Origin of the sequence: Pseudomonas sp. IT-P176 (assembly GCF_949767245.1) — a bacterium.
Taxonomy (GTDB): Bacteria; Pseudomonadota; Gammaproteobacteria; order Pseudomonadales; family Pseudomonadaceae; genus Aquipseudomonas.
Map to the genome: position 1 here is coordinate 95,209 of NZ_CATKPN010000079.1, position 24,505 is coordinate 119,713.

Here is a 24,505-nt window from a genome sequence, read left to right on the forward strand (position 1 = left end):
CTCAGAACACCAGCTCGGCGCTGAAGTACAGCACGTGGCGTGAGTCGTAGTAATTGTCGGCGAAGGTGTTGGGCTGATTGTCCAGGCGTTGTTGCAGGGTGCCGGCCAGCTCCAGGCTGGCCTTGCCCAGGGCGATGCGTTTGGCCAGGCGCGAGTCGAGCCGTTCGAAACGGTAGCCATTGAGGGCGTCGTCGCCGTAGTAGAACAGCGCGCTGTTCCAGCCGTTGCCCCAATCGCGCAGCCAGCCGGCGGAGCCACTGTTGCGCGCGGTCAGTTGCTGGTCCTGGGGGCTGCTGGCCTCGGCGTCGACATAGGCGTAGGTCAGGCGTAACCGGTCGACAGCACTCAGGCGCCAGTCGAGCTGGGTTTCCGTACCTTGAAAGCGAGCGGTGTTGGAATTGCTGGCAATGAACTGATTGTTGCGCAGCGACTCGCTGATCATCCCGGTGATCTCGTCGTGGAACAGCTTGACGTCGAGGTTCAGGCCCAACTGGGCGAAATAGCCGTTGTAGCCGAGTTCGCGCGAGCGCATGTGTTCCTGCTCGAGATCGCCGGGGCCGCGGGTCTTGACGAAATAACGGGCGTTGGGCCTGCCGTAGGCCGTGGGGTTGAGCCCGGTCACCCGATAGCTCCAATTGACGTTGTTCTCGAACATGTCGGGCGAGCGCACGGCTTCGGAGTACACCGCGCGCAGGCCATGGCGCGGGTTGATCAGGTAGTTGATCGCGAAGCGCGGGGTCAGCGAGTCACCGATCAAACGGGTTTTTTCGTACATTGCACCGCCCTGCAGTAGCCAGTGCTCGGTGGCACGCCACTCCAACTGGCCGAACAGGCGCGAGGTGGTGTCATCGAGGGTGCCATTGAAGTAGGTCTCGGAGTCGGCCCGGTCGTAACGATAGTTCAAGCCGCTGACCAGGCGCAGACTATCGGACAGGCTCAGGGTGTCCTGCAGTTCCAGGTCGTAGCGCGATTCCCGGGTGCTTTGGTCGATGTTGCCGCAGACGGTCCGGTTGGCGCCGCCTCGCCACTGCGCCAGGGCCTGGTTGGCCAGTGCCTCCTGCTCTGGCGTCGAGCTTGGGGCACCGCTGGCGGTGAAGCTGTCCATGTTGCGCGCCAGGCGCTCGGTGTAGTTCGGGTCCAGTTGCCAGAGCTCCGCCAGTTGCGGGCTGAACGATATTTCGGCATCACAGGCGCGCCAGGTTTGCTGGCGATCCCAGTGCTGCGCCGTGCCCTGGACATAGAGGCTGTGCTCGGGGTTCAGGTCGAGGTTCCAGCGCAGGGAGGTGGAATAATTCTTGGCGCTCACGTCGGAATTGTTTCCGGCGGCGGTAATCCCGGGGAATACCGGACGGTAGGTATAGGGCCGCTGATTGCTGCCGTCCTTGGCGTTGAGCTGCCAGTCGAGGCTGTGCTGTTCGTCGAGTGTCTGGCTGATGGCCAGGTTGACCCGGTCCAGGCGCCGGCTGTCGTGGTAGTCCGCACCCCGCTGGTCGGAGTCGAAGCCGTCGTCTTCCTGGCCCGACAACGACAGGCGCAGGTCGCCACTGCCCCAGCCGGTGCCGTGGCTGGCGTACCAGTCATTGATCCCGCGCTGGCCGCGGGTGACTTTGACCCGTGTGCCATGGCTGTTGGCCGGGGCGCGGGTAATGATGTTGACCACGGCCATCAGGGCATTGGCGCCGTAGCTGACGGTGTTGGGCCCGCGAAACACCTCGATGCGCTCAACGTCTTCCAGCGCTACCGCGATATCGCTCCAGTCCACCGTTGCCAGGCCGGCGCGGTACACCGAGCGCCCATCGATCAGTACTTGCATGCGCCGCGCCTGACTGGCATTGCTGCCGTGGTAGTTGACCACCGCCTGGTTGCCGTTGACGTTGCCCACCATCATCCCCGGTACCAGCCGCAACAGCTCGCTGATGTCCCGCGCGCCGCTGGCCTTGATCAGTTCGCTGTCGAGCACGCTCATGCTGCCCGGCACGGCGGCGGGCGACTGTTTGAGTCGGGTGGCGGTCAGCACTTGTGGCAGCGGCAGGTTTTCCAGGAACAGGTCATCGGCCAGCAAGGTGTCGCTGAACAGCAACGCCAGGGCCAGCGAAGAATGGAGGGGGGAGGGACCAGCAACCACGGAACAGCCTTGATACCGTTTGGATGGGGCGCATGTTAACCGAGCTGGTCGAGTTTTCCAGTCACGATGTCAGCGTTTTCCTTCGTTTTGTTGTCTAGCGTCCTACTGATGTCGGTAATTGTTCGGGGGGCTGGTCGATGCACGGCCGCCCCGTATAATGCTGTCATCGCCATTGCAATGGATTAATGGACTACATATGAATGAACAGCGCCCGATTGCGGTCCTGGGGGGCGGGAGTTTTGGTACCGCTGTGGCAAATCTGCTGGCTGAGAACGGTCATGCGGTTCGCCAATGGATGCGCGACCCCGAGCAGGCCGAGGCCATTCGAGTCAACCGCGAGAACCCACGCTACCTCAAAGGTATCAAGGTGCATCCGGCCGTGGAGCCGGTCACCGATCTGCAGGCCACCCTCGACGATTGTGATCTGAGTTTTGTCGCACTGCCGTCCAGCGCCCTGCGCTCGGTGCTGGCACCCCATGCCGAGCGCCTGAGTGGCAAGTTCCTGGTGAGCCTGACCAAAGGTATTGAGGCGCAAAGCTTCATGCTGATGAGTGAGATCCTCGAGGAAATCGCTCCGCAAGCGCGTATCGGGGTGCTCTCCGGGCCGAACCTGGCCCGTGAAGTCGCCGAGCACGCCCTGACGGCCACGGTGGTGGCCAGTGAGGACGAAGAGCTGTGCCAGCGCGTACAAGCCGCGCTGCACGGCCGGACCTTCCGCGTCTACGCCAGTGCCGACCGTTTTGGGGTCGAGTTGGGTGGCGCGCTGAAAAACGTCTACGCGATCATCGCCGGCATGGCCGTGGCGCTGGGCATGGGGGAAAACACCAAGAGCATGTTGATCACCCGGGCGCTGGCGGAAATGACCCGTTTTGCGGTGAATCGTGGTGCCAACCCGATGACGTTCCTCGGTCTGGCCGGGGTCGGCGACTTGATTGTCACCTGCTCTTCACCCAAGAGCCGCAACTATCAGGTGGGTTTTGCCCTGGGCCAGGGCTTGAGCCTGGAGGATGCGGTGAACCGCCTGGGCGAGGTCGCCGAGGGCGTCAACACCCTCAAGGTGCTCAAGGCCAAGTCCCAGGAAGTCGGAGTCTATATGCCGTTGGTCGCCGGCCTGCACGCCATTCTGTTTGAAGGGCGCACGCTGGAGCAGGTGATTGAACTGCTGATGCGTGGCGAGCCGAAAACCGATGTCGATTTTATCTCCACCAGCGGTTTCAACTGAGCCCTCGATTGACGGGGGCAGGGAGCAAGACATGAACGAACCCAAAGTAGAAGCCAGGTACGAGTCCATCCTCCTGCGGGTGCTGTGGATGCTGGTGTTTGTGCTGGTGTGGCAGGTGGCGCAATTCATTCTCGGCGCCGTGGTGCTGGTGCAACTGGTCTACCGCCTGATTTATGGTGCCCCGAGTGCCGGGCTGATGAACTTCGGTGACAGCCTCAGCCAGTTCCTCGCGCAGATCGGCCGTTTCGGCAGCTTCCACAGCGACCAGAAACCCTGGCCGTTTGCCGACTGGCCAACCCCGCGCACCCCGGAAGGCGAGGCCCCGCACACAGTGGCGCCAGCACCACATCCGGTCCGTGATGAGGAGCCAAAACTATGAAAGTCTGGGTGTTGCGCCATGGTGAAGCACAGCCCTATGGTTCGCGTCCGGACTCGGAGCGGGCATTGACGCCCCACGGCTGCGAGGAAGCCTTGCGCAGTGCCGCCCGGTTGATCGGCGAACCGCTGACCGCGATCTACGCCAGCCCCTATCTGCGCGCCCAGCAAACGGCACAACTGGTGCGCGAGGCCCTGGGTTTCGTGCCAGACATTCGCACCGTCGAATGGCTGACCCCCGACAGCCGTCCGCAAGCCGTGGCCGAGCAACTGGCCTCGGTGGACAACGTGCTACTGGTCAGCCACAACCCATTGGTGGGCAATCTGCTGGGGTTTTTGCAGCACGGTCATGTGCAGGAGCCTGTGGCCGTGCGCACGGCAGGCCTGGCGGAACTCGAAGGCGAGTGGCCGCTGGCCGGGCTGATGAAGCTCAACAGCCTCAAACACCCGTAATACCCCGGCGCTCAGGGGCGGGTTTTTTTGTTTGAAATAGACAACCAAGCAATCGCTTGGTTGGTCTACGCTTGCGGCGACACCGAACAAAAACAGGAGCGCATTCCATGCCCGCCGCTTTTCGTTTGCCGCTGCAAGTGTTCTACGAGCGTGAAGCCCGTCACCCGCGCCAGCGGTTCATGGTCCAGCCGACCGGGGGTGGCCAGGTCGAGACGCTGACCTGGGCCGATGTCGGTCACCAGGCTCGTTGCGCCGCGCACTGGCTGCGCGCCCGGGAATTGCCCCAGGGCAGCCACATTGCTCTGATCTCGAAAAACTGTGCGCACTGGATCATCGCTGACCTGGCGATCTGGATGGCCGGGCATGTGTCGGTGCCGCTGTACCCCAACCTGACGGCCGAGTCGGTGGCCCAGGTGCTGGAGCACTCGCAGGCGGCCCTGGCATTCATCGGCAAGCTGGATGACTGGCCAGGCATGTCCAAGGGCGTCAGCGCCGACCTGCCCACCATCAGCCTGCCACTGTGCCCCGCGGCGACGTTTGACTACAGTTGGGCCGACCTGCAGCGCAGTTCACCGATCCAGGACAACCCGACGCCGGATGCCGACGAGTTGGCGACCATCATCTATACCTCCGGCACCACGGGCCTGCCCAAAGGGGTGATGCACAGCTTTGCCAACCTCGGCTTTGCCGCCACCCATGGCACCCAGTTGTTCAACCTCACTGAGTCGGATCGACTGTTGTCGTACCTGCCGCTGTGCCATGTCGCCGAACGCATGTTTGTCGAAATGGCATCGATTTATACCGGGCAAACAGTGTTTTTTGCCGAGAGCCTCGACACCTTCCTGGTTGATTTGCAGCGCGCCCGGCCCACGGCGTTGTTTGGCGTGCCGCGGATCTGGACCAAGTTCCAGATGGGGGTCTACAGCAAGATCCCGGCCCGACGCCTGGATTTTTTGCTGGGCCTGCCGATCATCGGCAAGCGGGTCGGGCACAAGGTGCTGGCCGGCCTGGGCCTGGATGCCTTGCGCATTGCCCTGTCCGGCGCTGCACCGGTGCCCTTGGCCCTGCTGCATTGGTACAAGCGCCTGGGACTGGATGTGCTGGAGGTCTACGGGATGACCGAAAGTTGCGGTTATTCGCATATCTCCCTGCCGGGCCTGCAACGCCCCGGCTGGATCGGCAAACCGTGCCCTGAGGTGCAAGTGCGCATCGACACAACGGGCGAGGTGCAGGTGCGCAGCGGCGCCACCATGCAGGGCTATTTCAAGGAGCCGCAGAAAACCGCCGAGACCATTACCGAAGATGGATTTCTGCGCACAGGCGATAAGGGCGAGCAGGACGCCGAGGGTTATTTGCGCCTGACCGGACGGCTCAAGGAAATCTTCAAGACTAGCAAGGGCAAGTACGTGGCCCCGGCACCGATCGAGAACCGCCTGGCGGTGCACTCGCGCATCGAGCAAGTGTGTGTGGTTGGCGACGGCCTGAGTGCGCCGTTGGGCCTGTGCGTGCTGTCGGCGGTGGGACTGCAGGATGCCGCCAGCGCGGCGCGAAATGCCCTGCATGCGAGCCTGGAAAGCCTGCTCGAAGAGGTCAATGGCGCCCTCGACAAACATGAGCGCCTACGCCAGTTGGTGGTGGTCAAGGACAGCTGGGCGGTGGAGAACGGCTTTCTGACCCCGACCCTGAAGATCAAGCGCAACGTGATCGAGGCCACCTACGGTGCGCGCTTCGAAGAATGGAGCGCGCGCAGCGAAGCGGTGCTGTGGCAGGATTGAGGCAAACAACAGCAATAAGGGACCAAGAGATGAGTCTGTGGCGTACTGCTCCAAACATTGAACAACTGAATGCGATTCAGAAAAACACCATTGGCGAAGTGCTGGATATTCGTTTTGAGTCGTTTGACGAGCAATCGCTGACCGCCAGCATGGTGATCGATCACCGCACCCATCAGCCCTACGGCTTGTTGCATGGCGGCGCCTCCGTGGTGCTGGCCGAGTCGGTTGGCTCGATGGCCAGTTACCTGTGCATCGATGCGAGCAAGTTCTATTGCGTTGGCCTGGAAATCAATGCCAACCACCTGCGAGGGCTGCGCAGCGGGCGGGTCACGGCGGTGGCCAGGCCGATCCACATCGGGCGTACCACCCACGTCTGGGACATTCGCCTGAGCAGCGATGAAGGCAAGGCCAGTTGCGTGTCGCGCCTGACCATGGCGGTGGTGCCGCTGGGTGAGGCACCTCCAGCACGCTGATCCGCTGCTGCTGGGGCGTGGGCGATCTACATAACCATGGCCTGACTGTCACCCTTCCTGGCAGTTACGGTCATTGCCCCGGACCTGGGTCTTGCGGACAATCAACCCTTGATTTTGTTTATGGATATGTCGTTATGCCGCAGCAGATTTTTTTCGCCCATGCCAATGGCTTTCCTTCAGGCACCTACGGCAAGTTGTTTGCCGCACTTGCGCCGGAGTATCAAGTCGCGCATCTGCAGCAGCACGCCCATGACCCACGGTTTCCGGCGGACGACAACTGGTTCAACCTGGTGGACGAGTTGATCCATCACCTGGAGCAGCAACCAGGCCCGGTGTGGGGGGTGGGGCATTCCTTCGGCGGCGTCCTGCACCTGCACGCCGCATTGCGTTGCCCGCAGTTGTACCGCGGGGTGGTGATGCTTGATTCGCCCGTGCTGACCCGTACCGATCAGTGGGTGATCCGCGCGGCCAAGCGTTTTGGTTTTATCGACCGCCTGACCCCCGCCGGGCGCACCCTGGGGCGCCGGGAAGAGTTTGCCGACCTCGAGGCAGCCCGGCATTACTTTGCCGGCAAGAGCCTGTTCCGCGGTTTCGACCCGGAGTGTTTCGACGCCTACCTGCAACATGGTTTGCACAAGGTCGGCGATCGTTTGCGGTTGCGTTTTGACCCGGCCACCGAGATCAGTATCTACCGGGGGGTGCCGCACACCAGTCCTGGTCGTACGCGTCAGTTGCAGGTGCCGCTGGCGGTGGTGCGTGGGCGGCAGAGCCGGGTGGTCATGCGTCATCACGCCAGCGCGGTGGCCCGCATGCCCCAGGGCGAGTCCCTGACTGTGCCCGGCGGCCACATGTTCCCCCTCGAACGGCCACAAGACACCGCCGGATTGCTCAAGGAGCTGTTCCAGCGCTGGGCCGGTCGCAGCGACCGGGAATGCGCGTGAGCAGCGTCACCGAGGTGCGCCTGAACCTGCCGCACATCGAATTGGCGGCCCACCTGTTCGGGCCTGAAGATGGCCTGCCAGTGATCGCTCTGCATGGCTGGCTCGACAACGCCAACAGCTTCGCCAGGCTGGCACCCCGGCTCAAGGGCTTGCGCGTGTTGGCCCTGGATATGGCCGGGCATGGTCATTCCGGGCATCGCCCCCTGGGGGCCGGTTATGCCCTGTGGGATTACGCCCACGACGTGCTGCACGTTGCCGAACAGATGGGCTGGCACCGATTTGCCCTGCTTGGCCATTCCATGGGGGCGATTGTCTCGGTGGTGCTGGCGGGTGCCATGCCCGAGCGCGTGACGCACCTGGCGTTGATCGACGGGGTGATTCCCCCCACGGCGGAACATGACAATGCTGCCGAGCGCATGGGCATGGCGTTGCAGGCGCAACTGGACCTGCAAGGCAAGCGCAAACCGGTTTACAGCAGCATTGACCAGGCTGTGCAAGTGAGGATGAAAGGCCTGGTGGCGGTCAGTCGTGAAGCGGCTGAGTTGCTCGCCGAGCGCGGGCTGATGCCGGTGCCGGGCGGCTACACCTGGCGCACTGACAGTCGCCTGACACTGCCTTCACCCCTGCGCCTGTCCAGTGAGCAGGCGCTGTCCTTTGCCCGGCGCATCAGCTGTCCGGCGCACCTGGTAGTCGCGGCCGACGGCATGCTCGGCAAGCATCCCGAGTTGCTGGAGCGTCTACCCTTTAGCCACGAACAGCTGCCAGGCGGGCATCACTTGCACTTGAACGACGAGGAGGGGGCAACCCTTGTTGCAGACTGTTTCAATCGCTTTTTCGCCATTCCTTGACTTGCAGCGGGCAACTGTCGAGGCTGGGCGGGTTGAAATGGGAGACAACCATGATAGATCTCTACACCGCTGCGACCCCTAATGGCCACAAGGTCTCTATCGTGCTCGAGGAACTCGGCATGCCCTACACGGTGCATGCCCTGAGTTTCGACAAGAAGGAACAAAAGGCACCCGCGTTTCTCAAGATCAATCCCAATGGCCGGATTCCGGCGATTGTCGACCGCGCCAACGGCGATTTTGCCGTGTTCGAATCCGGCGCGATCCTGCTCTACCTCGCTGAACTGAGCGGGCAACTGCTGCCCACCGACCCACAAGGGCGTTCGCGGGTAATCCAGTGGCTGATGTTCCAGATGGGCGGCATCGGCCCGATGCAGGGCCAGGCGAATGTGTTTTTCCGCTACTTTGCGGAAAAACTGCAGGGCGCCATCGACCGTTACCAGCACGAAACCCGCCGCCTGTACGAGGTGCTCGACAGCCGTCTGGAAACCGTCGAATACCTCGCCGACACCTACAGCATTGCCGACATTGCGACCTATCCGTGGGTGCGTGGCCATGAGTGGTCCGGGGTCTCGGTTGATGGCTTGCCGGCCTTGCAGCGCTGGATGGCAGCCATGGCCGAGCGCCCGGCAGTGCAGCGCGGGTTGTTGGTGCCACAACGCATCGACGACGCCAGTGTCATCAAGGGCGCCCAGGCCATGCTGATCCGATGAGAGTCTCTTCAAGGTTGAAGCGCATGCGTTTTTTCAGTTTGTTCGTACTTGCCTGTTGCAGTTCGTTGGCGTCGGCTGCCGACGTGCCGGGCAGCCAGGATTTGCCGCTGGTGCCACGCATGGCCGATGCGCAAATCGTCGATTATCGTCCGCCCGCCGAGCTGGAGCGGATCTACCCCATGGGTGCGATCCGCAAGATCAGCGGCCAGTTGCGGTTTGACGGGCAAGTCACTGCGCGGGGCCAGATGACCTCGGTGACCTATGAGTTGCCACCGGAACATTCCGCCACCGCTGCCTTCACCGCAGCCCGCGAGGCCTTGCAGAAGCAGGGCGCCGAGCTGTTGTTCTGGTGCCAGGCGCGTGATTGCGGCGAAAGCAGCCTGTGGGCCAACGAAGTCTTCGGCAACGCCAAGCTCTATGGTGCCGATAACGGCCAGGCCTACCTGCTGCTACGCCTGGCTGCACCCCAGGACAACTCATTGGTGGCGCTGTACAGCATCACGCGAGGCAATCGCCGGGCGTACCTGCATGTCGAGCAATTCGACGCCGGTGCCCCCTTGGGTGAGCTGTTGCCTACCTCTGCCACGTTGTTACGGCAACTCAAGGACACAGGCACGCTGGACCTGCCACGCTTGACCGGGGAACCCCAGGCCTCGTGGGTGACGTTGCTGTCCCGTGGCCTGAACCTCGATACCACGTTGCGGGTCAGTGTTTCCGGGGCCCAAGCCGATGCCTGGCGCCAGGCGCTGGTGGCACAGGGCGTGCGCAGTGCGCGGTTGGACCTGGGTGAGGTGAAAGACCCTGGCCTGCATTTCGAACTCTTGCGTTAAGCTCTGTGCAAGCGAACGTGCCTTGGGCCGTTCGCTTGCACTTTTGTCGATTAACCCTGTTCGAGATTTTTCATGCTCAATAACGATCGCCTGTTGGTGCAGATCCTGCTCCTGGTGTTATTCGGTGCCAGTTTCTGGGTGATGGCGCCGTTCTGGTCGGCGCTGTTCTGGGGCGCGGTGCTGGCGTTCGCCAGTTGGCCGTTGATGCGCCTGCTGACCCGTTGGCTCAACGGTCGCGAATCCCTGGCCGCCGCCGTGCTGACCCTGGGCTGGATGGTGCTGGTGGCGGCGCCACTGGTATGGCTGGGTTTCAACCTGGCGGACCATGTGCGCGATGCCACGGTCTTCATCAAGGATGTCCAGGTCGATGGCCTGCCCGAAGCGCCCGTCTGGCTCGGCTCCATTCCCCTGGTCGGGGGACGGTTGGTGGGTATCTGGAACAGCGTCGACCAGCAGGGCGCGGCACTGATGGTGACGGTCAAACCCTATCTGGGGCAGGTCGGCAACTGGTTGCTGGCACGCAGTGCGCAGATCGGTGGCGGTATCCTGGAGCTGACACTGAGCATCGTCTTCGTGTTCTTTTTCTACCGCGATGGCCCGCGGCTGGCGGGTTTTGTCCACCGTCTGCTGGAACGCCTGATCGGCGAGCGGGCCGGTTACTACATCGAGTTGGTGGCCGGCACCGTGCAGCGGGTGGTCAACGGGGTCATTGGCACGGCGGCGGCGCAGGCCGTGCTGGCCCTGATCGGTTTCCTGATCGCCGGTGTGCCGGGGGCGCTGGTGCTGGGCATCGTCACCTTCCTGCTCAGCCTGATTCCCATGGGCCCACCCCTGGTGTGGATTCCGGCCACGGCCTGGCTGGTGTGGAAGGGCGACTACGGGTTTGCAGTGTTCCTCGGTGTCTGGGGGATGTTCATCATCAGTGGCGTCGACAACGTGCTCAAACCCTACCTGATCAGCCGTGGCGGTAATCTGCCGTTGGTGATCGTCTTGCTCGGGGTCTTTGGCGGTTTGATTGCCTTCGGCTTTATCGGCCTGTTCATCGGCCCGACCTTGCTGGCGGTGGCTTATAGTCTGCTGATCGACTGGAGCAACAGCCAGGCACGGGTTGAAGACAAGCGCTGAAAGGGAGGGCGGGCTGACGCGGGTGGCAACGAGCGCGTCAGCTCTTTGAGGCTTTTTTTCAGTCATGGGCACCGTTGATGATGATTTACCGATCATCGGGTCCCGGACGGGCTCGCGTTCCGCTACAATGCGCGCCGATTTCGACTTGCCTGAGAGCCCACTCATGTCCGCCTGCCAGACTCCTATCATCGTCGCCCTGGATTTCCCTACCCGTGACGCCGCACTGAAGCTGGCTGACCAGTTGGACCCCAAGCTGTGCCGGGTCAAGGTCGGTAAAGAGCTGTTCACCAGTTGTGCTGCGGAAATCGTCGGAACCCTGCGCGACAAGGGTTTTGAAGTATTTCTCGACCTCAAGTTCCACGACATTCCCAACACCACCGCGATGGCCGTCAAGGCGGCAGCGGAGATGGGTGTGTGGATGGTCAACGTGCATTGCTCCGGTGGCTTGCGCATGATGGCGGCCTGCCGTGAAGTGCTCGACCAGCGCAGTGGTCCCAAGCCGCTGCTGATTGGCGTGACGGTGCTGACCAGCATGGAGCGTGAAGACCTGGCCGGGATCGGCCTGGACATCGAGCCGCAGGAGCAGGTCTTGCGTCTGGCGGCACTGGCGCAGAAAGCCGGGATGGATGGCCTGGTGTGTTCGGCGCTGGAAGCCCAGGCCTTGAAGGCGGCGCATCCGTCGCTGCAACTGGTGACCCCGGGGATTCGTCCGGCGGGCAGTGCGCAGGACGATCAGCGCCGGATCCTTACTCCGCGCCAGGCTCTGGATGCGGGTTCTGACTATCTGGTGATTGGTCGTCCGATCAGTCAGGCGGCTGATCCGGCCAAAGCGTTGGCTGCGGTTGTGGCTGAGTTGGCTTTGTAGGGGGGGCGCGCATTTCTCTTCTGTGGGAGCGAGCTTGCTCGCGATAGCGGCCTGCACCACACCGTAGATCTCGGCAATACCCCAATCCCCTGTAGCAGCTGCCGAGCCCACGAGGCTGCGTTCGAGGACGCAGCCCACGCCCCGGCTATCTCAAGATCAAGAGCTGCAAGCGAGCCAACGCTCGGCCTGTTGAGTGGTGGTGGCTTCTGTAGGGGCTGGCTTGCCGGTGAGGGTGCGACAAGCCAGCAGTGCTGGCTCGGGTTAAACCTTCAACACCAGTTTCCCGAAGTTTTCGCCGCTGAACAATTTCATCAGGGTTTCCGGGAACGTCTCCAGTCCGTCAACGATATCCTCCTTGCTCTTGAGCTGACCCTTGGCCATCCAGCCGGCCATTTCCTGCCCGGCGGCAGCGAATTGTGCGGCGTAGTCCATCACCACGAAACCTTCCATGCGTGCCCGGTTGACCAGCAGCGAGAGGTAGTTGGCCGGCCCCTTGATCGCTTCCTTGTTGTTGTACTGGCTGATGGCGCCGCAGATGACCACGCGGGCCTTGACGTTCAGGCGGCTCAGTACAGCGTCGAGGATGTCGCCGCCGACGTTGTCGAAGTACACGTCCACGCCTTTCGGGCATTCGCGCTTGAGACCGGCCACCACGTCCTCACTCTTGTAGTCGATGGCCCCGTCGAAACCCAGTTCGTCGATCAGGAACCGGCACTTGTCGGCCCCTCCGGCAATACCCACCACGCGGCAGCCTTTGAGTTTGGCAATCTGCCCGGCGATGCTGCCGACCGCTCCGGCGGCGCCAGACAGCACCACGGTTTCACCGGCCTTGGGTGCGCCGACGTCCAGCAGCGCGAAATAAGCGGTCATGCCGGTCATGCCCAGCGCCGACAGGTAACGTGGCAGTGGCGCCAGTTTCGGATCGACCTTGTAGAAACCGCGCGGCTCACCGAGGAAGTAGTCCTGCACCCCTAGTGCGCCGTTGACGTAATCGCCCACGGTAAACCCGGGGTTGTTGGAGGCAATGACCTGGCCCACGCCCAAGGCACGCATGACTTCGCCAATGCCCACTGGCGCGATGTAGGACTTGCCTTCGTTCATCCAGCCCCGCATGGCCGGGTCCAGCGACAGGTACTCGTTCTTGACCAGGATCTGGCCCGCCGCCGGCTCGCCCACCGGTACTTGCTGATAGGTAAAGGTTTCGCGGTTTGCCGCCCCCACCGGGCGTTTGGCGAGCAGGAATTGACGGTTGGTCTGGGCAGTCATGGCGGGTACTCAAGGGGGAAGGAAGTCTGATTGATAGACCCTCATGGCCGATGTCGCAAGGTTTGCTGATCCAGCGAATACGGCTCGATCCAACGCAGTGATAGTTCGGTGGGCCTATTCATCACTGCTACTCATGAGCGATCAACCGGCCTTCTGATAGTGCTGACGTGCGACAGGGCCGGGTGGCTAGACTGGCAAAACGCGTTCACTCCCATTATTCGAGGACACAACAATGAGCATGACGTTTTCTGGCCGGGTAGCGTTGGTGACCGGTGCGGCCGCCGGTATCGGCCGTGCGACTGCCCAGGCATTTGCCGCCGCAGGCTTGCAAGTGGTGGTGGCGGATCTCGATGTGGCGGGGGGAGAGGGCACGGTCGAACTGATTCGTGCGGCCGGTGGCGAGGCGGTGTTTGTGCGTTGCAACGTGACCCAGGAAAGCGACGTGCAAAACCTGATGGCGCAAGCCGTGAGTACCTATGGCCGAATTGATTACGCCTTCAACAACGCCGGGATCGAGATCGAAAAGGGCAAGCTGGCCGAGGGCACGCTCGATGAGTTCGACGCGATCATGGGGGTCAATGTCAAAGGTGTCTGGCTGTGCATGAAACATCAACTGCCTTTGATGTTGGCCCAGGGCGGTGGCGCCATCGTCAATACCGCCTCGGTGGCCGGCCTGGGGGCGGCACCTAAGATGAGCATCTACGCTGCGTCCAAGCACGCGGTGATCGGCCTGACCAAGTCGGCCGCCATCGAATATGCGAAGAAAAAGATCCGGGTCAATGCGGTGTGTCCTGCGGTGATTGATACCGACATGTTCCGTCGGGCCTACGAGGCCGATCCGAAAAAGGCCGACTTCGCTGCCGCCATGCACCCGGTGGGACGTATAGGCAAGGTGGAAGAAATTGCCAGTGCGGTGCTGTACCTGTGCAGCGATGGCGCGGCGTTTACCACAGGCCATTCGTTGGCCGTGGATGGTGGGGTGACGGCTTTTTGATGGACTGAGGAAAGCCGAGTTTTCTGCAGTGCAACCACTGGAACTTATGTAAGAGCAAGCCCGCATTCCTGTGGGCTTTTTTGTGTCTTTGGCGAATGTGTTTCAAGGGGTTAGGGCGAGGGGGTTTTGACCGGGTGCCGCATCAAGCGGACAGGCAGGCTGTGTTTAACTGATCGAGGAAATAATCTAAAACATTTGGAGCTGATTTCTCATGGAATTGAGAATCGATCGTCAGGCGCTGGTCCCCGTCGTGCAGCAGGTGGTTGATGCGCTTGCCGGCAGAATTCGCCAGGGTGCCATCGAGCCTGGCACGCGTTTACCCTCTGTTCGCCAACTGGCCCGGGACAACCTGCTCAGCCAATCCTGCGTGATAGAAGCCTACGAGCGCATGGTGGCGCAGGGCGTGCTTGCATCGCGTCATGGTTCAAGCTATTTCGTTGTCACGCCGCTGCTCCCGTGCAGCTCTGAAGAAGTGCTCGCTGCCGGGGCAAGCCCGTTGCCCCTGGGATGTGCCGGCATGCCGCAAAGCTGGCGCGAAAGCGATGACCTCGGGTATGCGATCCGGCAGATGTCACGCACCGATATGCAGGGGTTGTTCAGCTACAGCTCGGTGTATGGCTTGCCGGCCCTGCGCCTGCAGATTCTCAAGCGCCTGAAACAGATTTCGATCGTCGCCGAGCAGTCCCAGGTGCTCACCACTGCCGGCGCCACCCATGGGCTGGACCTGATCATCCGCACCCTGCTCAAACCCGGTGATTGTGTGGTGGTGGAAACGCCCGGTCATTCCAACCTGTTCGAGCAATTGCGGTTGTCGGGTGTGCGGATGCTCGAGGTGCCGCGTACCCCGCGTGGGCCGGACATCCAGGTGCTTGAGTCGCTCTTGGCAGTCCATCAGCCGCGCGCACTGTTCATCAACAGCCAGTTTCACAATCCTACCGGCAGTTGCCTGGTCCTCGCTGTGGCGCAACGCCTGCTGGAGCTGGCCGCTCAATATGGGCTGTGCATTGTCGAAGATGACGTCTATGGCGATTTTCACGGGCGCAGTGCGACTCGTCTGGCCGCGCTGGATAACGCTGGCTGTGTGATCTACCTCGGCAGTTTTTCCAAGACCCTCAGCAGCTCGCTGCGGGTCGGCTATGTCGTGGCCAATCAGGCGCTGGTGGCGCGCCTGGCGCAGGTCAAGCGGATCACCAGTCTGGGCGTCTCCTGTTTCAGTGAAGCGGTGCTCCATACCCTGCTGGCCAACGGGGCATATCGCAAGCTGGTGCAGCGCCAGCGGCTGCGTTTGAAGCGCGAGCTGAACGCGTCACTGCAGGTGCTGGAGGACGCGGACTGGGAAGTCTTTGGCAGACCTTCGGGGGGGCTGTATATCTGGGCCAGGCCCAGGGCTTGTGCAGCGAAACACGTACGCGCCCTCGCGCAGCGACACGGTATTGCCCTGGCTGGCAGCGCTGAATTCAGCCCCAGCGGCGAGGCCGGCGATTGGTTGCGCATCAATGTGGCCTATGCCGGCGACTCACAAGCATTGGCGTTCTTTCAGGCCTGCGCATTGGAGGATCGACCTCAAGCGTTCTGAAAGCGACGCATACATAGCTTTTTGCCATGATTGCGGTAGCCGAGACTTGTGCTTGAGGGGCCCCGGTTGCGACCCTGCCGGGAGAGAAAATGGCCCCCATTGCCATTGGCCACTGGAAGAAGGTGACGAGCAATGATTTCAGGCGCGCAAGGATATTTCGCCAACCTCGGCATGGCGAAAAAACTGGGACTGGGTTTTATCCTGGTGTTGCTGTTGACTGCCCTGGTAGCGGCTATCGGGGTCTGGTCGCTGCACACCATCAGCCAGCGTTTCGACGGGCTCAAGCAAATGTCGGCGCTCAACAGTGGCCTGCTCAAGGTGCGTCTGCTGGAGCAGGAGTATGCCTTGCACGCCGATGACAAAACCGCCGAGGCCTTGCGCCAGGGCCTTGACGGCTTGCTCAACCTGACCGCCGAGCTCAAGGCGCGGTCGGCGGTCAATGTCCCGGTGATGAATGAGGTCGAGCATTCCCTGGGCGCCTATCGCAAGGCCTTCGATGAATTTGTCGAGCTGACTTCGGCCAAGGACCTGGCGCTGGAAATGGCCAGTTGGTCGGTCGCAAGCGTGGCCAACAACCTGGATGTATTGCAGGCGGGGCTGGCTGACGATGGCGCCTACACACTCAAGGAGTCGGCCGGCAAGGAGGGTGGTGAATTTATCGAGCAAGCCAGCCAGGTCAGTCAGGTCTCGAAGTTGATGCTGCAGGCAATGAACGAGGCGCGGGTCCGCCTGGACCAGAGCCGCAAGGCCACCACGCAGGATAGCGAGCAGGGCAAGATCGAGCAGGCTGACCAGGCGTTGAGCCAGGCGCAAGCGCTGATGCAGGTGGTCAAGGATGGCGGTTACCAGACTGTACTCGGCGAGGTGGCCGGGCACATCGCCAGTTTCACCGAAAAACTGGCGGAGTACACCGAACTCCTGGCTCGCGAACAACAGGTGTATCAACAGTTACATGCACGTGCTGGCGAAGTGGTGCAGCGGGTCGATCAGGCTTACGCCGCACAAGACCAGGCGATGCAGGCAGAGTTGCAGCAAAACTCGCTGCTGATCATTGTGTCGTCGGCCTTGGCCTTGGTGGTCGGACTGATCGCCGCCTGGCTGATCACCCGACTGATCGTTAGCCCTTTGCGCAGCGTAATCCGACTGGCCGAGCAAATTGCCGCTGGCGACTTGAGTGCCAGTGTAGTGGTGACCCGGCGTGATGAAATCGGCCAGCTGATGCAGGCCATGCAGCAGATGGGCGCGGGATTGAGCCGGATCGTCAGTGGCCTGCAGGCGGGCATCGAGCAACTGGCCAGCTCCGCGCAGTCGCTGTCGGCAGGGACCGAGCAGACCAATCTTGAAGTCAGCAGCCAGAAAGAAGAAACCGACCAAGTTGCCACCGCCATGAATCAGATGACGGCCACGGTGCACGACGTGGCGCGCAATGCCGAGGAAGCGGCGCAGGCTGCCCAAATCGCTGACAGCAAGGTGGAGTCCGGCCAGCAGGTGGTGCGTCAGAGCATGCAGCGGATCGAACAACTGGCAGACTCGGCGACAGCGGCCAGTACCAGCGTCGAGAGCTTGAGCGCCGAGATCCAGAACATTGGCAGTGTCCTCAGCGTGATCAAGAGCGTGGCCGAGCAAACCAATCTGCTGGCCCTCAACGCTGCGATCGAGGCGGCACGGGCGGGCGAGCAGGGCAGGGGCTTTGCCGTGGTGGCCGATGAGGTCCGCGCGCTGGCCAAGCGCACCCAGCAGTCGACCGAGGAAATCGAGCGCCTGGTGTCTTCCCTGCGCGGCGCCGCGCAGTCTTCAGTGCAGCAGATCCAGAACAGTGGCGAGTTGGTCAAGCTGGCGGTCAGTGATGCGCTGCAGACCGAGAGCGCACTGGGCAGTATCGCTGCGGCCGTTTCGCTGATTCAGCAGATGAACCAGCAGATCGCGGCCGCAGCCGAGCAGCAGAGTTCGGTGGCCGAAGAGATCAATCGCAGCGTCACCAGCATCCGTGCCAGTGCCGATCAATCCTCGCTGGCCATGCAGGGCAATGCCGCGTCGAGCATTGAGCTGGCGCAGCTGGGTGTGGAACTGAAGGGGATGGTCGGGCATTTCAGGCTGTAAGGCGGGGCGCCTTCGAGGATCGCAGGCCAGTACTGGCCCGCGATCCTTGAAGGCGGCATCAGTCGTAGATGACCTTTTTCTTCCAGTCGGCATCGGCCTCGACTTCCTTGAGGCCCTCGGTCAACTCATTCACGTCACCTTCAACCGGGGCAATGTTGGTCAGCACCATGGAGTTGGCGCGGGCCAGGAGTTTTTCCAGGAACTTCAGCTGTTCACTGTAGGCCTGCGGATCGGGTTGTTTGCGCAAGTACTGCACGCCACGCTCGAATGCCAGGCGCGCCTGGCCAGGTTGCTCCTGTTGCAGGGCGTGCTGGCCCAGATTGCTGAAAAACTCGATGTGCAGCAGCACCAGGATGTGGCGGATTTCACGAATCCAGCTTTTTGCCTCGTTGGTGGGCAGGAAACCATCGTGGGCGGCGCGGGTGACCTGTCCATGCAAGGCTTCGAGCAGGAAACGCACGTCCTTGGCCTTGGCCTCGGTCAGGATCGGCGCCGGCGGGTTGTTCACCGGAATCGATTCGCCCTGGGCAATCAAGGCCTTCAACTCTTCGATGCGGCTTTTCAAGGGGGTGCTGGATTTCTCCAGATTGAGCATGCGCTGGCAGACGTTCAGTTCCAGGCGAGCCAGCAGCAACTTGAGGGCCGGTGTCATCAACTGGCCGGGGAAGGTCTCGGTGATTTCGCCGCAGCGGCGCAAGCGGTCATTGAGTTCAACCTTGGTGCGGGCCTTTTGCAGCTTGTTGTTTTCCACCACATTGTTCATGTAGCCAATAGCGATCAGTAGTGCGATCCCGACTATTACTAGCAGGGTGATCATGAGTGGTGTCACCGTGAAGACCTCTTTATTGGGTTTGGGTGCGAGTGTAGTGGCTAAGCCTGGGGGCGGATAGGGCGGTGCGACGAGTTGAAACGGGCCCTGCAGCGGTCGATAGGGGTAGGTGGTCGATGGATGCACAATGCCACTATCGGTGTGCCAAGGACTATAGCGCCTTGGCGAGTGCCAGAATATAGGCGTCAAACACCGGTCGGCCGAAAACCCCGAAACGTCCCACAAAGGACAGCGAAGTCATTGATTTAAATAAATTTATATCGGGGGGTTGACGACCCCTCAATCCATCCATAGAATGCGCGCCACTTACAGCGTAAAGCGAACAGCAAAACGCGGTAGGGAGTGAAGTTGTAGCTGTGTCCCCTTCGTCTAGTGGCCTAGGACACCGCCCTTTCACGGCGGTAACAGGGGTTCGAGTCCCCTAGGGGACGCCAATGCGGGAATAGCTCAGTTGGTAGAGCACGACCTTGCCAAGGTCGGGGTCGCGAGTTCGAGTCTCGTTTCCCGCTCCAATTTTAAACAGCAGTGCTTTCGGGCGGTGCTGAGTGAAACCAGAACCAAGTCTTCGGATGCGGATCTGGACACCGAAACACACACCATGTGTTCCGGGTAGCGTGTCCCCTTCGTCTAGTGGCCTAGGACACCGCCCTTTCACGGCGGTAACAGGGGTTCGAGTCCCCTAGGGGACGCCATTTGCGGGAATAGCTCAGTTGGTAGAGCACGACCTTGCCAAGGTCGGGGTCGCGAGTTCGAGTCTCGTTTCCCGCTCCAAATTTAACGAGAGCGCCACTCAGTGAGTGGCGTTTTTGTTGGTCACCGCAGCACACGCCATGTGTTGCGGGTAGTAGTTGCTGTGTCCCCTTCGTCTAGTGGCCTAGGACACCGCCCTTTCACGGCGGTAACAGGGGTTCGAGTCCCCTAGGGGACGCCATTGCGGGAATAGCTCAGTTGGTAGAGCACGACCTTGCCAAGGTCGGGGTCGCGAGTTCGAGTCTCGTTTCCCGCTCCATATTCATCAAAAACGCCGCTCATCGAGCGGCGTTTTTGTGTGCGTGGGTTTTTTTGTTGCCTCGCCATTCAAGTGGCAATACCTGCTGCCCACCGGGTGTTTCCCCTCGCCATTAAACCTCTCAAATTGTTACCGGACGCACCAATACCGGGCGAAGTGCGCACCGGGTAACAGTCTGAACCTTGAACGGCCTGATCCTCAATACACTGTTTATGTACGGCGAAACCCCCGTGCCTGTGGGCTTGCGTGCCTTTCGCCTGGGGCGGTTTGGCCTTGCGCGGGGGAGTTGGCTGAGTGATTGCATATGCTTGTACGTACAAGTAAGTCTATGTGCGTAAGTGTTGAGGTCGAAGCTCGGCGCACTGGATTGCTTTTGAAGCTAGCGCTTGAGGTTCGGGATCAGGTTTAGCGTCTTGCGCGCAGTCCCTGACCGTATCCATGGGTCACAAGCGCCCGTCATGGTTTTAGGAATTGATAATAATGAAAAGAACATTGCTGACCCTTTCTGCGCTGACCCTCTGCCTGGCTGCCGGTGCTGCCCTGGCCAAGGACTACAAGGAGCTGCGTTTTGGCGTCGATCCTTCTTATGCACCCTTCGAATCCAAGGCCGCCGATGGCAGCCTGGTGGGCTTCGATATCGATCTGGGTAACGCGATCTGCGCCGAGTTGAAGGTCAAGTGCCGGTGGGTAGAAAGTGATTTTGACGGCACGATTCCCGGACTCAAGGCCAACAAGTTCGACGGTGTGATTTCCTCGATGACCGTTACCCCGGCTCGGGAAAAAGTCATCGATTTTTCCAGTGAGCTGTTCTCCGGTCCAACTGCCCTGGTCTACAAGAAGGGTTCCACTGTAGGTATCGACCTGGCTTCGCTCAAGGGCAAAAAAGTCGGCTACGAGCAGGGCACCATTCAAGAGGCCTATGCCAAGCAAGTACTGGACAAGGCTGGCGTGGAAACCCAGGCCTACGCCAACCAGGACCAGGTCTACGCCGACCTGATTTCCGGCCGTCTCGACGCCTCGATCCAGGACATGCTGCAAGCCGAGCTGGGCTTCTTGAAGTCGCCACAAGGTGTCGACTACGAAGTCAGCCCGCCCGTCGACAGTCCGCTGTTACCGGCCAAGACCGCGGTGGGTATTGCCAAGGGCAACACCGAACTGAAGGCCCTGATCAATAAAGGCATCCAGGCGCTGCACGATGACGGCACCTACGCGGCGATCCAGAAAAAACACTTCGGTGATCTGAATCTCTACAGCGGCAAATAACGTCCCGCGCCCTTCTCGGGGAGGGCGCCTCTTTATCGCGATAGGTCCTGTGAATTATGTTCGAAGCTCTCTTACAGACGCTCGGGCTTTCCGCATTCAGCTTGCAGGGTTTTGGCCCTCTGTTGCTGGAAGGCAGCTGGATGACCGTCAAGTTATCGATTTTGTCCCTACTGCTGAGTGTGCTGCTCGGACTGCTCGGTGCCAGCGCCAAGCTGTCCAGCCTCAAACTGTTGCGAATTCCCGCCCAGCTCTACACCACCTTGATTCGTGGGGTGCCGGACCTGGTGCTGATGCTGTTGATTTTCTACAGCCTGCAAACCTGGTTGACCAGTTTCACGGTGGCCATGGAGTGGGAATACATCGAGATCAATCCATTTGGCGCCGGGGTCATCACCCTGGGCTTTATCTATGGCGCCTATTTCACCGAGACCTTCCGTGGCGCGATCCTCGCCGTGCCCCGTGGCCAGATGGAAGCTGCCACCGCCTACGGCCTGAGTCGTGCGCAGCGCTTTCGCTTCGTGGTCTTCCCGCAGATGATGCGTTTCGCTTTGCCCGGCATTGGCAACAACTGGATGGTGATTCTCAAGGCCACCGCGCTGGTGTCGATCATCGGCTTGGCCGACCTGGTCAAGGCCGCCCAGGACGCCGGCAAGAGTACTTATCAGTTGTTCTTTTTTCTGGTGTTGGCGGCGCTGATCTACCTGCTGATCACCAGCGCGTCGAATGTCGTCCTGCGCTGGCTTGAGCAGCACTACGCGGCAGGTTCCCGGGAGGCAGTGCGATGATTGAGCTCTTGCAGGAGTACTGGAAGCCGTTCTTCTACAGCGACGGCTACCACATCACCGGCCTGGCGATGACGATGTGGCTGCTCAGCGCCTCGATCTGCATCGGCTTCCTGGTGTCGATCCCGCTGTCGATTGCCCGGGTTTCACCGCATTTCTACATCCGCTGGCCGGTGCAGTTCTACACCTACCTGTTCCGTGGCACGCCGCTGTATATCCAGTTGCTGATCTGCTACACGGGGATCTACAGCCTCGCCGCGATCCGCGCGCAACCGGTGCTCGATGCGTTCTTTCGCGACGCGATGAACTGCACGATCCTGGCCTTCGCCCTGAACACCTGTGCCTACACCACGGAGATTTTCGCCGGGGCGATTCGCAGCATGAACCACGGCGAAGTCGAGGCTGCCAAGGCCTATGGCCTGACGGGCTGGAAGCTGTATGCCTACGTGATCATGCCTTCGGCCCTGCGCCGTTCGTTGCCCTACTACAGCAACGAAGTGATCCTGATGCTGCACTCCACCACCGTGGCCTTCACCGCGACCATCCCGGACATCCTGAAAGTCGCGCGGGACGCCAACTCGGCAACCTTCCTGACGTTCCAGTCGTTCGGCATCGCCGCGTTGATCTACCTGGCCGTAACCTTTGCCCTGGTCGGTCTGTTCCGGGTTGCCGAACGCCGCTGGCTGGCATTTCTCGGTCCAGCCCATTAAGGGCGGCAGTCACCGTCTGCGACCGATGCGCCGCGACGTACCTTTTTTCTTTCTGGATGTTTGCGCCCATGTACAAACTGACCATTGAAGAGTTGCACAAGAGTTACGGTAGCCACGAAGTGCTCAAGGGGGTTTCCCTCAAAGCCAAGACCGGGGATGTGATCAGCCTGATCGGCGCCAGTGGATCGGGCAAGAGCACCTTTTTGCGTTGCATCAACTTTCTCGAAACCCCCAACGACGGTGCCATGAGCCTGGACGGCAAGTCGATTCGCATGGTCAAGGATCACCATGGCATGCGCGTGGCCGACGACGCCGAGTTGCAACGCCTGCGCACGCGCCTGGCGATGGTGTTTCAGCACTTCAACCTGTGGGGCCACATGACGGTGCTGGAAAACATCAGCATGGCGCCGCGCCGGGTGCTGGGTGTCAGCAAGAAAGAGGCTGAAGAGCGGGCTCGCCGTTATCTGGAAAAGGTCGGCCTGCCGGCTCGTGTGGCAGAGCAGTATCCGGCGTTCCTCTCCGGTGGCCAGCAGCAGCGGGTGGCGATCGCCCGTGCGCTGGCAATGGAGCCGGAAGTCATGCTGTTCGACGAGCCCACTTCGGCCCTGGACCCGGAGTTGGTGGGGGAGGTGCTCAAGGTGATCCAGGGGTTGGCCGAAGAGGGTCGGACGATGATCATGGTCACCCATGAAATGAGCTTTGCGCGCAAGGTCTCCAACCAGGTGCTGTTCCTGCATCAAGGGCGAGTCGAAGAGCAGGGGGCGCCGGAGGAAGTGCTGGGTAATCCGAAGAGCGAGCGCCTGCAACAGTTTCTCAGCGGTAATCTGAAGTAACTGCGTGCGCGTCCGGCCGCGGGGCTGGGCGCGCGCAGTTTGTTACAGCGAGAGCAGCAGGCGTCCGGCAAACAGAATCAGGATCACGCCCATGGTCCGTTCGAACCAGTGGCCCATGCGCATGAACTGCTGGCGCACCCGGTTGCTGGAAAAGAACAGTGCCACCAGGACAAACCACAGGGCGTTGACCAAACACATCCACAGTCCGTACAGCGCCTGCACCTCCAGCGGCGTGGTGGCGCTGATGAGTGTGGTGAAGATCGCCAGAAAGAACAGCGTTGCCTTGGGATTGGTGGCGTTGGTCAGGAAGCCGGTGGTGAAGGCTTTGCCCAGGCTCTGCGGGGCTTCGGCTGTGGTGGCGGCCGGTTCGCTGTCAAGCGTCGACTTGGGTTTGCTGCGCAGCAGGCTCACGCCCAGATAAACGATGTAGCCACCCCCCAGCACCTTGGCCACCGTCAGCAACCAGGGCGTGGTGTGCATCAGTGCGCCGACGCCGAGCACGGTGTACAGCACATGCACTGAAATGCCCGCGCCAATACCCAGCGCAGTGCAGATCCCCACCCAGCGGCCAAACCTCACGCTCTGGCGGATCGTCACCGCAAAATCCGGCCCCGGGGCCACCACGGCGAGAAAGTGGATGGTCGCCAACGCCAGGAACTCACCCAGATAATTCGAAAGCATCTCAACTCCAGCAGGTAGGGGGGAGCATGCTCTGGCGAGCATGCCGGTAACGTGTGCTTTCAGGTGAGGGGCAGGTCGGGGCTCAGCTGACGTCGTAGCGCACCGACAGCGTGCCTTTCTTCTGCGAGAGGCTGGCGATGGTCACCGTGCCGAGTTCCTGCAGGCGCCGCACATGGGTGCCGCCGCAACCGTAGGCCGGTAGTTCACCAAAACTGATTTCCCGCGCGCCTTCGCGCAGCGAGGTCAGGCGCGGCAGGTCGTCTTCAATCCACTGGGCCAGGGCGTCTTGCAGGGCACTGGCATCGAACTCTGTGGGCGTCTCGCCCGGCTTGAACGTCACCCGTCCTTCACCTGGCCAGTGATGACCCTTGATCGGAATCCAGCCGAGGGTTTCGGCAAAGTGCCCGATCAAGTGCCCGGCCGTATGCAGCCGGGTATTGAGTTGGCGACGTTGCTCGTCGAGGCGGATGCGGGTCATGCCGGGGGTGATGGGCCGATCGACGTAGTGCACGATGCGCTCGGGCTCCTGAACCACCCGCAGGACCTGGCTTTCACCGATCCAGCCGGTGTCGCAGAGTTGACCGCCACCTTGGGGATGGAACAGCGTGGCACGCAGTACGACGGCAAATTCGTTCTCGTAGGGCGTGCACTCCAGGACTTCCACGTTGGCACTGTGTTCATCGCTGTGGAAGAACAGGCGAAGCGTCATATTCCAGGCTC

22 protein-coding genes, 6 tRNA genes and 2 pseudogenes are annotated in these 24,505 nt (G+C 61.3%); 25 read left to right on the forward strand and 5 right to left on the reverse strand.

Annotation, left to right across the window (positions count from 1 at the left end; translation table 11 throughout):
• Position 1: 1 nt before the first annotated feature.
• Positions 2-2,125, reverse strand: a complete 2,124-nt coding sequence (locus tag ACM6IP_RS21605) for a TonB-dependent receptor plug domain-containing protein (RefSeq protein WP_414862251.1) — start codon at positions 2,123-2,125, stop codon at positions 2-4.
• Positions 2,126-2,321: 196 nt separating this feature from the next.
• On the opposite strand from ACM6IP_RS21605, the gene ACM6IP_RS21610 reads away from it, so the two are divergent.
• From ACM6IP_RS21610 to pyrF, 11 genes are all read left to right on the forward strand, one after another.
• Positions 2,322-3,347: an NAD(P)H-dependent glycerol-3-phosphate dehydrogenase gene (locus ACM6IP_RS21610; RefSeq protein WP_159994460.1), complete on the forward strand. Its 1,026-nt coding sequence runs from the start codon at positions 2,322-2,324 to the stop codon at positions 3,345-3,347.
• A 31-nt stretch (positions 3,348-3,378) separates the two neighbouring features.
• The gene (locus ACM6IP_RS21615) at positions 3,379-3,726 is read left to right on the forward strand and encodes a DUF4389 domain-containing protein (RefSeq protein ID WP_095167563.1); all 348 of its coding nucleotides are present in this window, start codon (positions 3,379-3,381) and stop codon (positions 3,724-3,726) included.
• Positions 3,723-4,175 carry a phosphohistidine phosphatase SixA gene (gene sixA / locus ACM6IP_RS21620; RefSeq protein WP_095167564.1) on the forward strand — a complete coding sequence of 151 codons (453 nt, stop codon included), beginning with the start codon at positions 3,723-3,725 and terminating at the stop codon, positions 4,173-4,175. Before ACM6IP_RS21615 ends, sixA begins: the two co-directional genes overlap by 4 nt.
• 107 nt (positions 4,176-4,282) lie before the next feature.
• Positions 4,283-5,950 carry an AMP-binding protein gene (locus ACM6IP_RS21625; protein WP_414862252.1) on the forward strand — a complete coding sequence of 556 codons (1,668 nt, stop codon included), beginning with the start codon at positions 4,283-4,285 and terminating at the stop codon, positions 5,948-5,950.
• Positions 5,951-5,979: 29 nt separating this feature from the next.
• The gene (locus tag ACM6IP_RS21630) at positions 5,980-6,423 is read left to right on the forward strand and encodes a hotdog fold thioesterase (RefSeq protein WP_095167567.1); all 444 of its coding nucleotides are present in this window, start codon (positions 5,980-5,982) and stop codon (positions 6,421-6,423) included.
• Positions 6,424-6,557: 134 nt separating this feature from the next.
• Complete coding sequence (locus ACM6IP_RS21635) at positions 6,558-7,364, forward strand: alpha/beta hydrolase (protein ID WP_320333932.1); 807 nt, start codon at positions 6,558-6,560, stop codon at positions 7,362-7,364.
• Entirely contained in the window at positions 7,355-8,212 is an 858-nt protein-coding gene (locus ACM6IP_RS21640; RefSeq protein WP_414862253.1) for an alpha/beta fold hydrolase, read from the forward strand. The genes ACM6IP_RS21635 and ACM6IP_RS21640 overlap by 10 nt, the downstream gene beginning before the upstream one ends.
• 50 nt (positions 8,213-8,262) lie before the next feature.
• On the forward strand, positions 8,263-8,922 hold the full coding sequence (locus ACM6IP_RS21645; RefSeq protein ID WP_095167572.1) for a glutathione S-transferase family protein: 660 nt from the start codon (positions 8,263-8,265) through the stop codon (positions 8,920-8,922).
• A 23-nt stretch (positions 8,923-8,945) separates the two neighbouring features.
• Positions 8,946-9,752 (forward strand): DUF4892 domain-containing protein, encoded by an 807-nt coding sequence (locus tag ACM6IP_RS21650; RefSeq protein ID WP_095167574.1) that lies wholly within the window; start codon positions 8,946-8,948, stop codon positions 9,750-9,752.
• Between the two features lie 72 nt (positions 9,753-9,824).
• A complete protein-coding gene (locus ACM6IP_RS21655) occupies positions 9,825-10,877 on the forward strand; it encodes an AI-2E family transporter (RefSeq protein WP_095167576.1) in 1,053 nt (350 codons plus the stop codon).
• Between the two features lie 163 nt (positions 10,878-11,040).
• The gene (gene pyrF, locus ACM6IP_RS21660) at positions 11,041-11,742 is read left to right on the forward strand and encodes an orotidine-5'-phosphate decarboxylase (RefSeq protein WP_162530196.1); all 702 of its coding nucleotides are present in this window, start codon (positions 11,041-11,043) and stop codon (positions 11,740-11,742) included.
• A gap of 261 nt (positions 11,743-12,003) precedes the next feature.
• Here the strand turns inward: pyrF and ACM6IP_RS21665 are convergent, their stop codons facing one another.
• Entirely contained in the window at positions 12,004-13,008 is a 1,005-nt protein-coding gene (locus ACM6IP_RS21665; protein ID WP_414862254.1) for an NADP-dependent oxidoreductase, read from the reverse strand.
• A 232-nt stretch (positions 13,009-13,240) separates the two neighbouring features.
• Between ACM6IP_RS21665 and ACM6IP_RS21670 the strand changes: the two genes are divergently transcribed.
• The 4 genes and pseudogenes from ACM6IP_RS21670 to ACM6IP_RS21685 all read left to right on the forward strand — a co-directional run.
• Positions 13,241-14,002: an SDR family oxidoreductase gene (locus ACM6IP_RS21670; protein WP_159994472.1), complete on the forward strand. Its 762-nt coding sequence runs from the start codon at positions 13,241-13,243 to the stop codon at positions 14,000-14,002.
• A gap of 211 nt (positions 14,003-14,213) precedes the next feature.
• Positions 14,214-15,578, forward strand: coding sequence for a PLP-dependent aminotransferase family protein (locus ACM6IP_RS21675; protein WP_095167582.1), 1,365 nt, complete (start codon positions 14,214-14,216; stop codon positions 15,576-15,578).
• Positions 15,579-15,749: 171 nt separating this feature from the next.
• Positions 15,750-16,979, forward strand: a pseudogene (locus ACM6IP_RS21680) (HAMP domain-containing protein); the annotation flags it as partial.
• Between the two features lie 102 nt (positions 16,980-17,081).
• Positions 17,082-17,678 (forward strand): annotated as a pseudogene (locus ACM6IP_RS21685) (methyl-accepting chemotaxis protein); the annotation flags it as partial.
• Between the two features lie 58 nt (positions 17,679-17,736).
• On the opposite strand, the gene ACM6IP_RS21690 reads toward ACM6IP_RS21685, so the two are convergent.
• Positions 17,737-18,495, reverse strand: a complete 759-nt coding sequence (locus tag ACM6IP_RS21690) for a hypothetical protein (RefSeq protein WP_174244569.1) — start codon at positions 18,493-18,495, stop codon at positions 17,737-17,739.
• 370 nt (positions 18,496-18,865) lie between these two features.
• Here ACM6IP_RS21690 and ACM6IP_RS21695 point away from each other — a divergent pair.
• The 10 genes from ACM6IP_RS21695 (at position 18,866) to ACM6IP_RS21740 (ending at position 23,104) form a co-directional block, all read left to right on the forward strand.
• Positions 18,866-18,941: transfer RNA gene (locus tag ACM6IP_RS21695), tRNA-Glu, on the forward strand.
• 2 nt (positions 18,942-18,943) lie between these two features.
• Positions 18,944-19,019, forward strand: a tRNA-Gly gene (locus ACM6IP_RS21700).
• Between the two features lie 104 nt (positions 19,020-19,123).
• A tRNA-Glu gene (locus tag ACM6IP_RS21705) sits at positions 19,124-19,199 on the forward strand.
• A 3-nt stretch (positions 19,200-19,202) separates the two neighbouring features.
• Positions 19,203-19,278, forward strand: a tRNA-Gly gene (locus ACM6IP_RS21710).
• Between the two features lie 84 nt (positions 19,279-19,362).
• A tRNA-Glu gene (locus tag ACM6IP_RS21715) sits at positions 19,363-19,438 on the forward strand.
• Positions 19,439-19,440: 2 nt separating this feature from the next.
• A tRNA-Gly gene (locus ACM6IP_RS21720) sits at positions 19,441-19,516 on the forward strand.
• A gap of 480 nt (positions 19,517-19,996) precedes the next feature.
• Positions 19,997-20,779: a transporter substrate-binding domain-containing protein gene (locus ACM6IP_RS21725; RefSeq protein ID WP_095167588.1), complete on the forward strand. Its 783-nt coding sequence runs from the start codon at positions 19,997-19,999 to the stop codon at positions 20,777-20,779.
• A gap of 56 nt (positions 20,780-20,835) precedes the next feature.
• A complete protein-coding gene (locus ACM6IP_RS21730; RefSeq protein ID WP_095167590.1) occupies positions 20,836-21,564 on the forward strand; it encodes an ABC transporter permease in 729 nt (242 codons plus the stop codon).
• Entirely contained in the window at positions 21,561-22,271 is a 711-nt protein-coding gene (locus tag ACM6IP_RS21735; RefSeq protein WP_401126748.1) for an ABC transporter permease, read from the forward strand. Before ACM6IP_RS21730 ends, ACM6IP_RS21735 begins: the two co-directional genes overlap by 4 nt.
• Before the next feature lie 68 nt (positions 22,272-22,339).
• Positions 22,340-23,104, forward strand: coding sequence for an ABC transporter ATP-binding protein (locus tag ACM6IP_RS21740; RefSeq protein WP_095167593.1), 765 nt, complete (start codon positions 22,340-22,342; stop codon positions 23,102-23,104).
• 42 nt (positions 23,105-23,146) lie between these two features.
• Here the strand turns inward: ACM6IP_RS21740 and ACM6IP_RS21745 are convergent, their stop codons facing one another.
• Entirely contained in the window at positions 23,147-23,785 is a 639-nt protein-coding gene (locus ACM6IP_RS21745) for a LysE family translocator (RefSeq protein ID WP_159994482.1), read from the reverse strand.
• 82 nt (positions 23,786-23,867) lie between these two features.
• Positions 23,868-24,494, reverse strand: coding sequence for an alanyl-tRNA editing protein (locus ACM6IP_RS21750; protein WP_414862255.1), 627 nt, complete (start codon positions 24,492-24,494; stop codon positions 23,868-23,870).
• Positions 24,495-24,505: the final 11 nt, after the last annotated feature.

What these genes read in the sequence shown, in the direction of transcription:
- ACM6IP_RS21610 (WP_159994460.1), top strand. Translation starts at nt 2,322, where the DNA reads ATGAATGAACAGCGCCCGATTGCGGTCCTGGGGGGCGGGAGTTTTGGT.
- ACM6IP_RS21615 (WP_095167563.1), top strand. Translation starts at nt 3,379, where the DNA reads ATGAACGAACCCAAAGTAGAAGCCAGGTACGAGTCCATCCTCCTGCGG.
- sixA (WP_095167564.1), top strand. Translation starts at nt 3,723, where the DNA reads ATGAAAGTCTGGGTGTTGCGCCATGGTGAAGCACAGCCCTATGGTTCG.
- ACM6IP_RS21625 (WP_414862252.1), top strand. Translation starts at nt 4,283, where the DNA reads ATGCCCGCCGCTTTTCGTTTGCCGCTGCAAGTGTTCTACGAGCGTGAA.
- ACM6IP_RS21630 (WP_095167567.1), top strand. Translation starts at nt 5,980, where the DNA reads ATGAGTCTGTGGCGTACTGCTCCAAACATTGAACAACTGAATGCGATT.
- ACM6IP_RS21635 (WP_320333932.1), top strand. Translation starts at nt 6,558, where the DNA reads ATGCCGCAGCAGATTTTTTTCGCCCATGCCAATGGCTTTCCTTCAGGC.
- ACM6IP_RS21640 (WP_414862253.1), top strand. Translation starts at nt 7,355, where the DNA reads ATGCGCGTGAGCAGCGTCACCGAGGTGCGCCTGAACCTGCCGCACATC.
- ACM6IP_RS21645 (WP_095167572.1), top strand. Translation starts at nt 8,263, where the DNA reads ATGATAGATCTCTACACCGCTGCGACCCCTAATGGCCACAAGGTCTCT.
- ACM6IP_RS21650 (WP_095167574.1), top strand. Translation starts at nt 8,946, where the DNA reads ATGCGTTTTTTCAGTTTGTTCGTACTTGCCTGTTGCAGTTCGTTGGCG.
- ACM6IP_RS21655 (WP_095167576.1), top strand. Translation starts at nt 9,825, where the DNA reads ATGCTCAATAACGATCGCCTGTTGGTGCAGATCCTGCTCCTGGTGTTA.
- pyrF (WP_162530196.1), top strand. Translation starts at nt 11,041, where the DNA reads ATGTCCGCCTGCCAGACTCCTATCATCGTCGCCCTGGATTTCCCTACC.
- ACM6IP_RS21665 (WP_414862254.1), bottom strand. Translation starts at nt 13,008, where the DNA reads ATGACTGCCCAGACCAACCGTCAATTCCTGCTCGCCAAACGCCCGGTG.
- ACM6IP_RS21670 (WP_159994472.1), top strand. Translation starts at nt 13,241, where the DNA reads ATGAGCATGACGTTTTCTGGCCGGGTAGCGTTGGTGACCGGTGCGGCC.
- ACM6IP_RS21675 (WP_095167582.1), top strand. Translation starts at nt 14,214, where the DNA reads ATGGAATTGAGAATCGATCGTCAGGCGCTGGTCCCCGTCGTGCAGCAG.
- ACM6IP_RS21690 (WP_174244569.1), bottom strand. Translation starts at nt 18,495, where the DNA reads ATGATCACCCTGCTAGTAATAGTCGGGATCGCACTACTGATCGCTATT.
- ACM6IP_RS21725 (WP_095167588.1), top strand. Translation starts at nt 19,997, where the DNA reads ATGAAAAGAACATTGCTGACCCTTTCTGCGCTGACCCTCTGCCTGGCT.
- ACM6IP_RS21730 (WP_095167590.1), top strand. Translation starts at nt 20,836, where the DNA reads ATGTTCGAAGCTCTCTTACAGACGCTCGGGCTTTCCGCATTCAGCTTG.
- ACM6IP_RS21735 (WP_401126748.1), top strand. Translation starts at nt 21,561, where the DNA reads ATGATTGAGCTCTTGCAGGAGTACTGGAAGCCGTTCTTCTACAGCGAC.
- ACM6IP_RS21740 (WP_095167593.1), top strand. Translation starts at nt 22,340, where the DNA reads ATGTACAAACTGACCATTGAAGAGTTGCACAAGAGTTACGGTAGCCAC.
- ACM6IP_RS21745 (WP_159994482.1), bottom strand. Translation starts at nt 23,785, where the DNA reads ATGCTTTCGAATTATCTGGGTGAGTTCCTGGCGTTGGCGACCATCCAC.
- ACM6IP_RS21750 (WP_414862255.1), bottom strand. Translation starts at nt 24,494, where the DNA reads ATGACGCTTCGCCTGTTCTTCCACAGCGATGAACACAGTGCCAACGTG.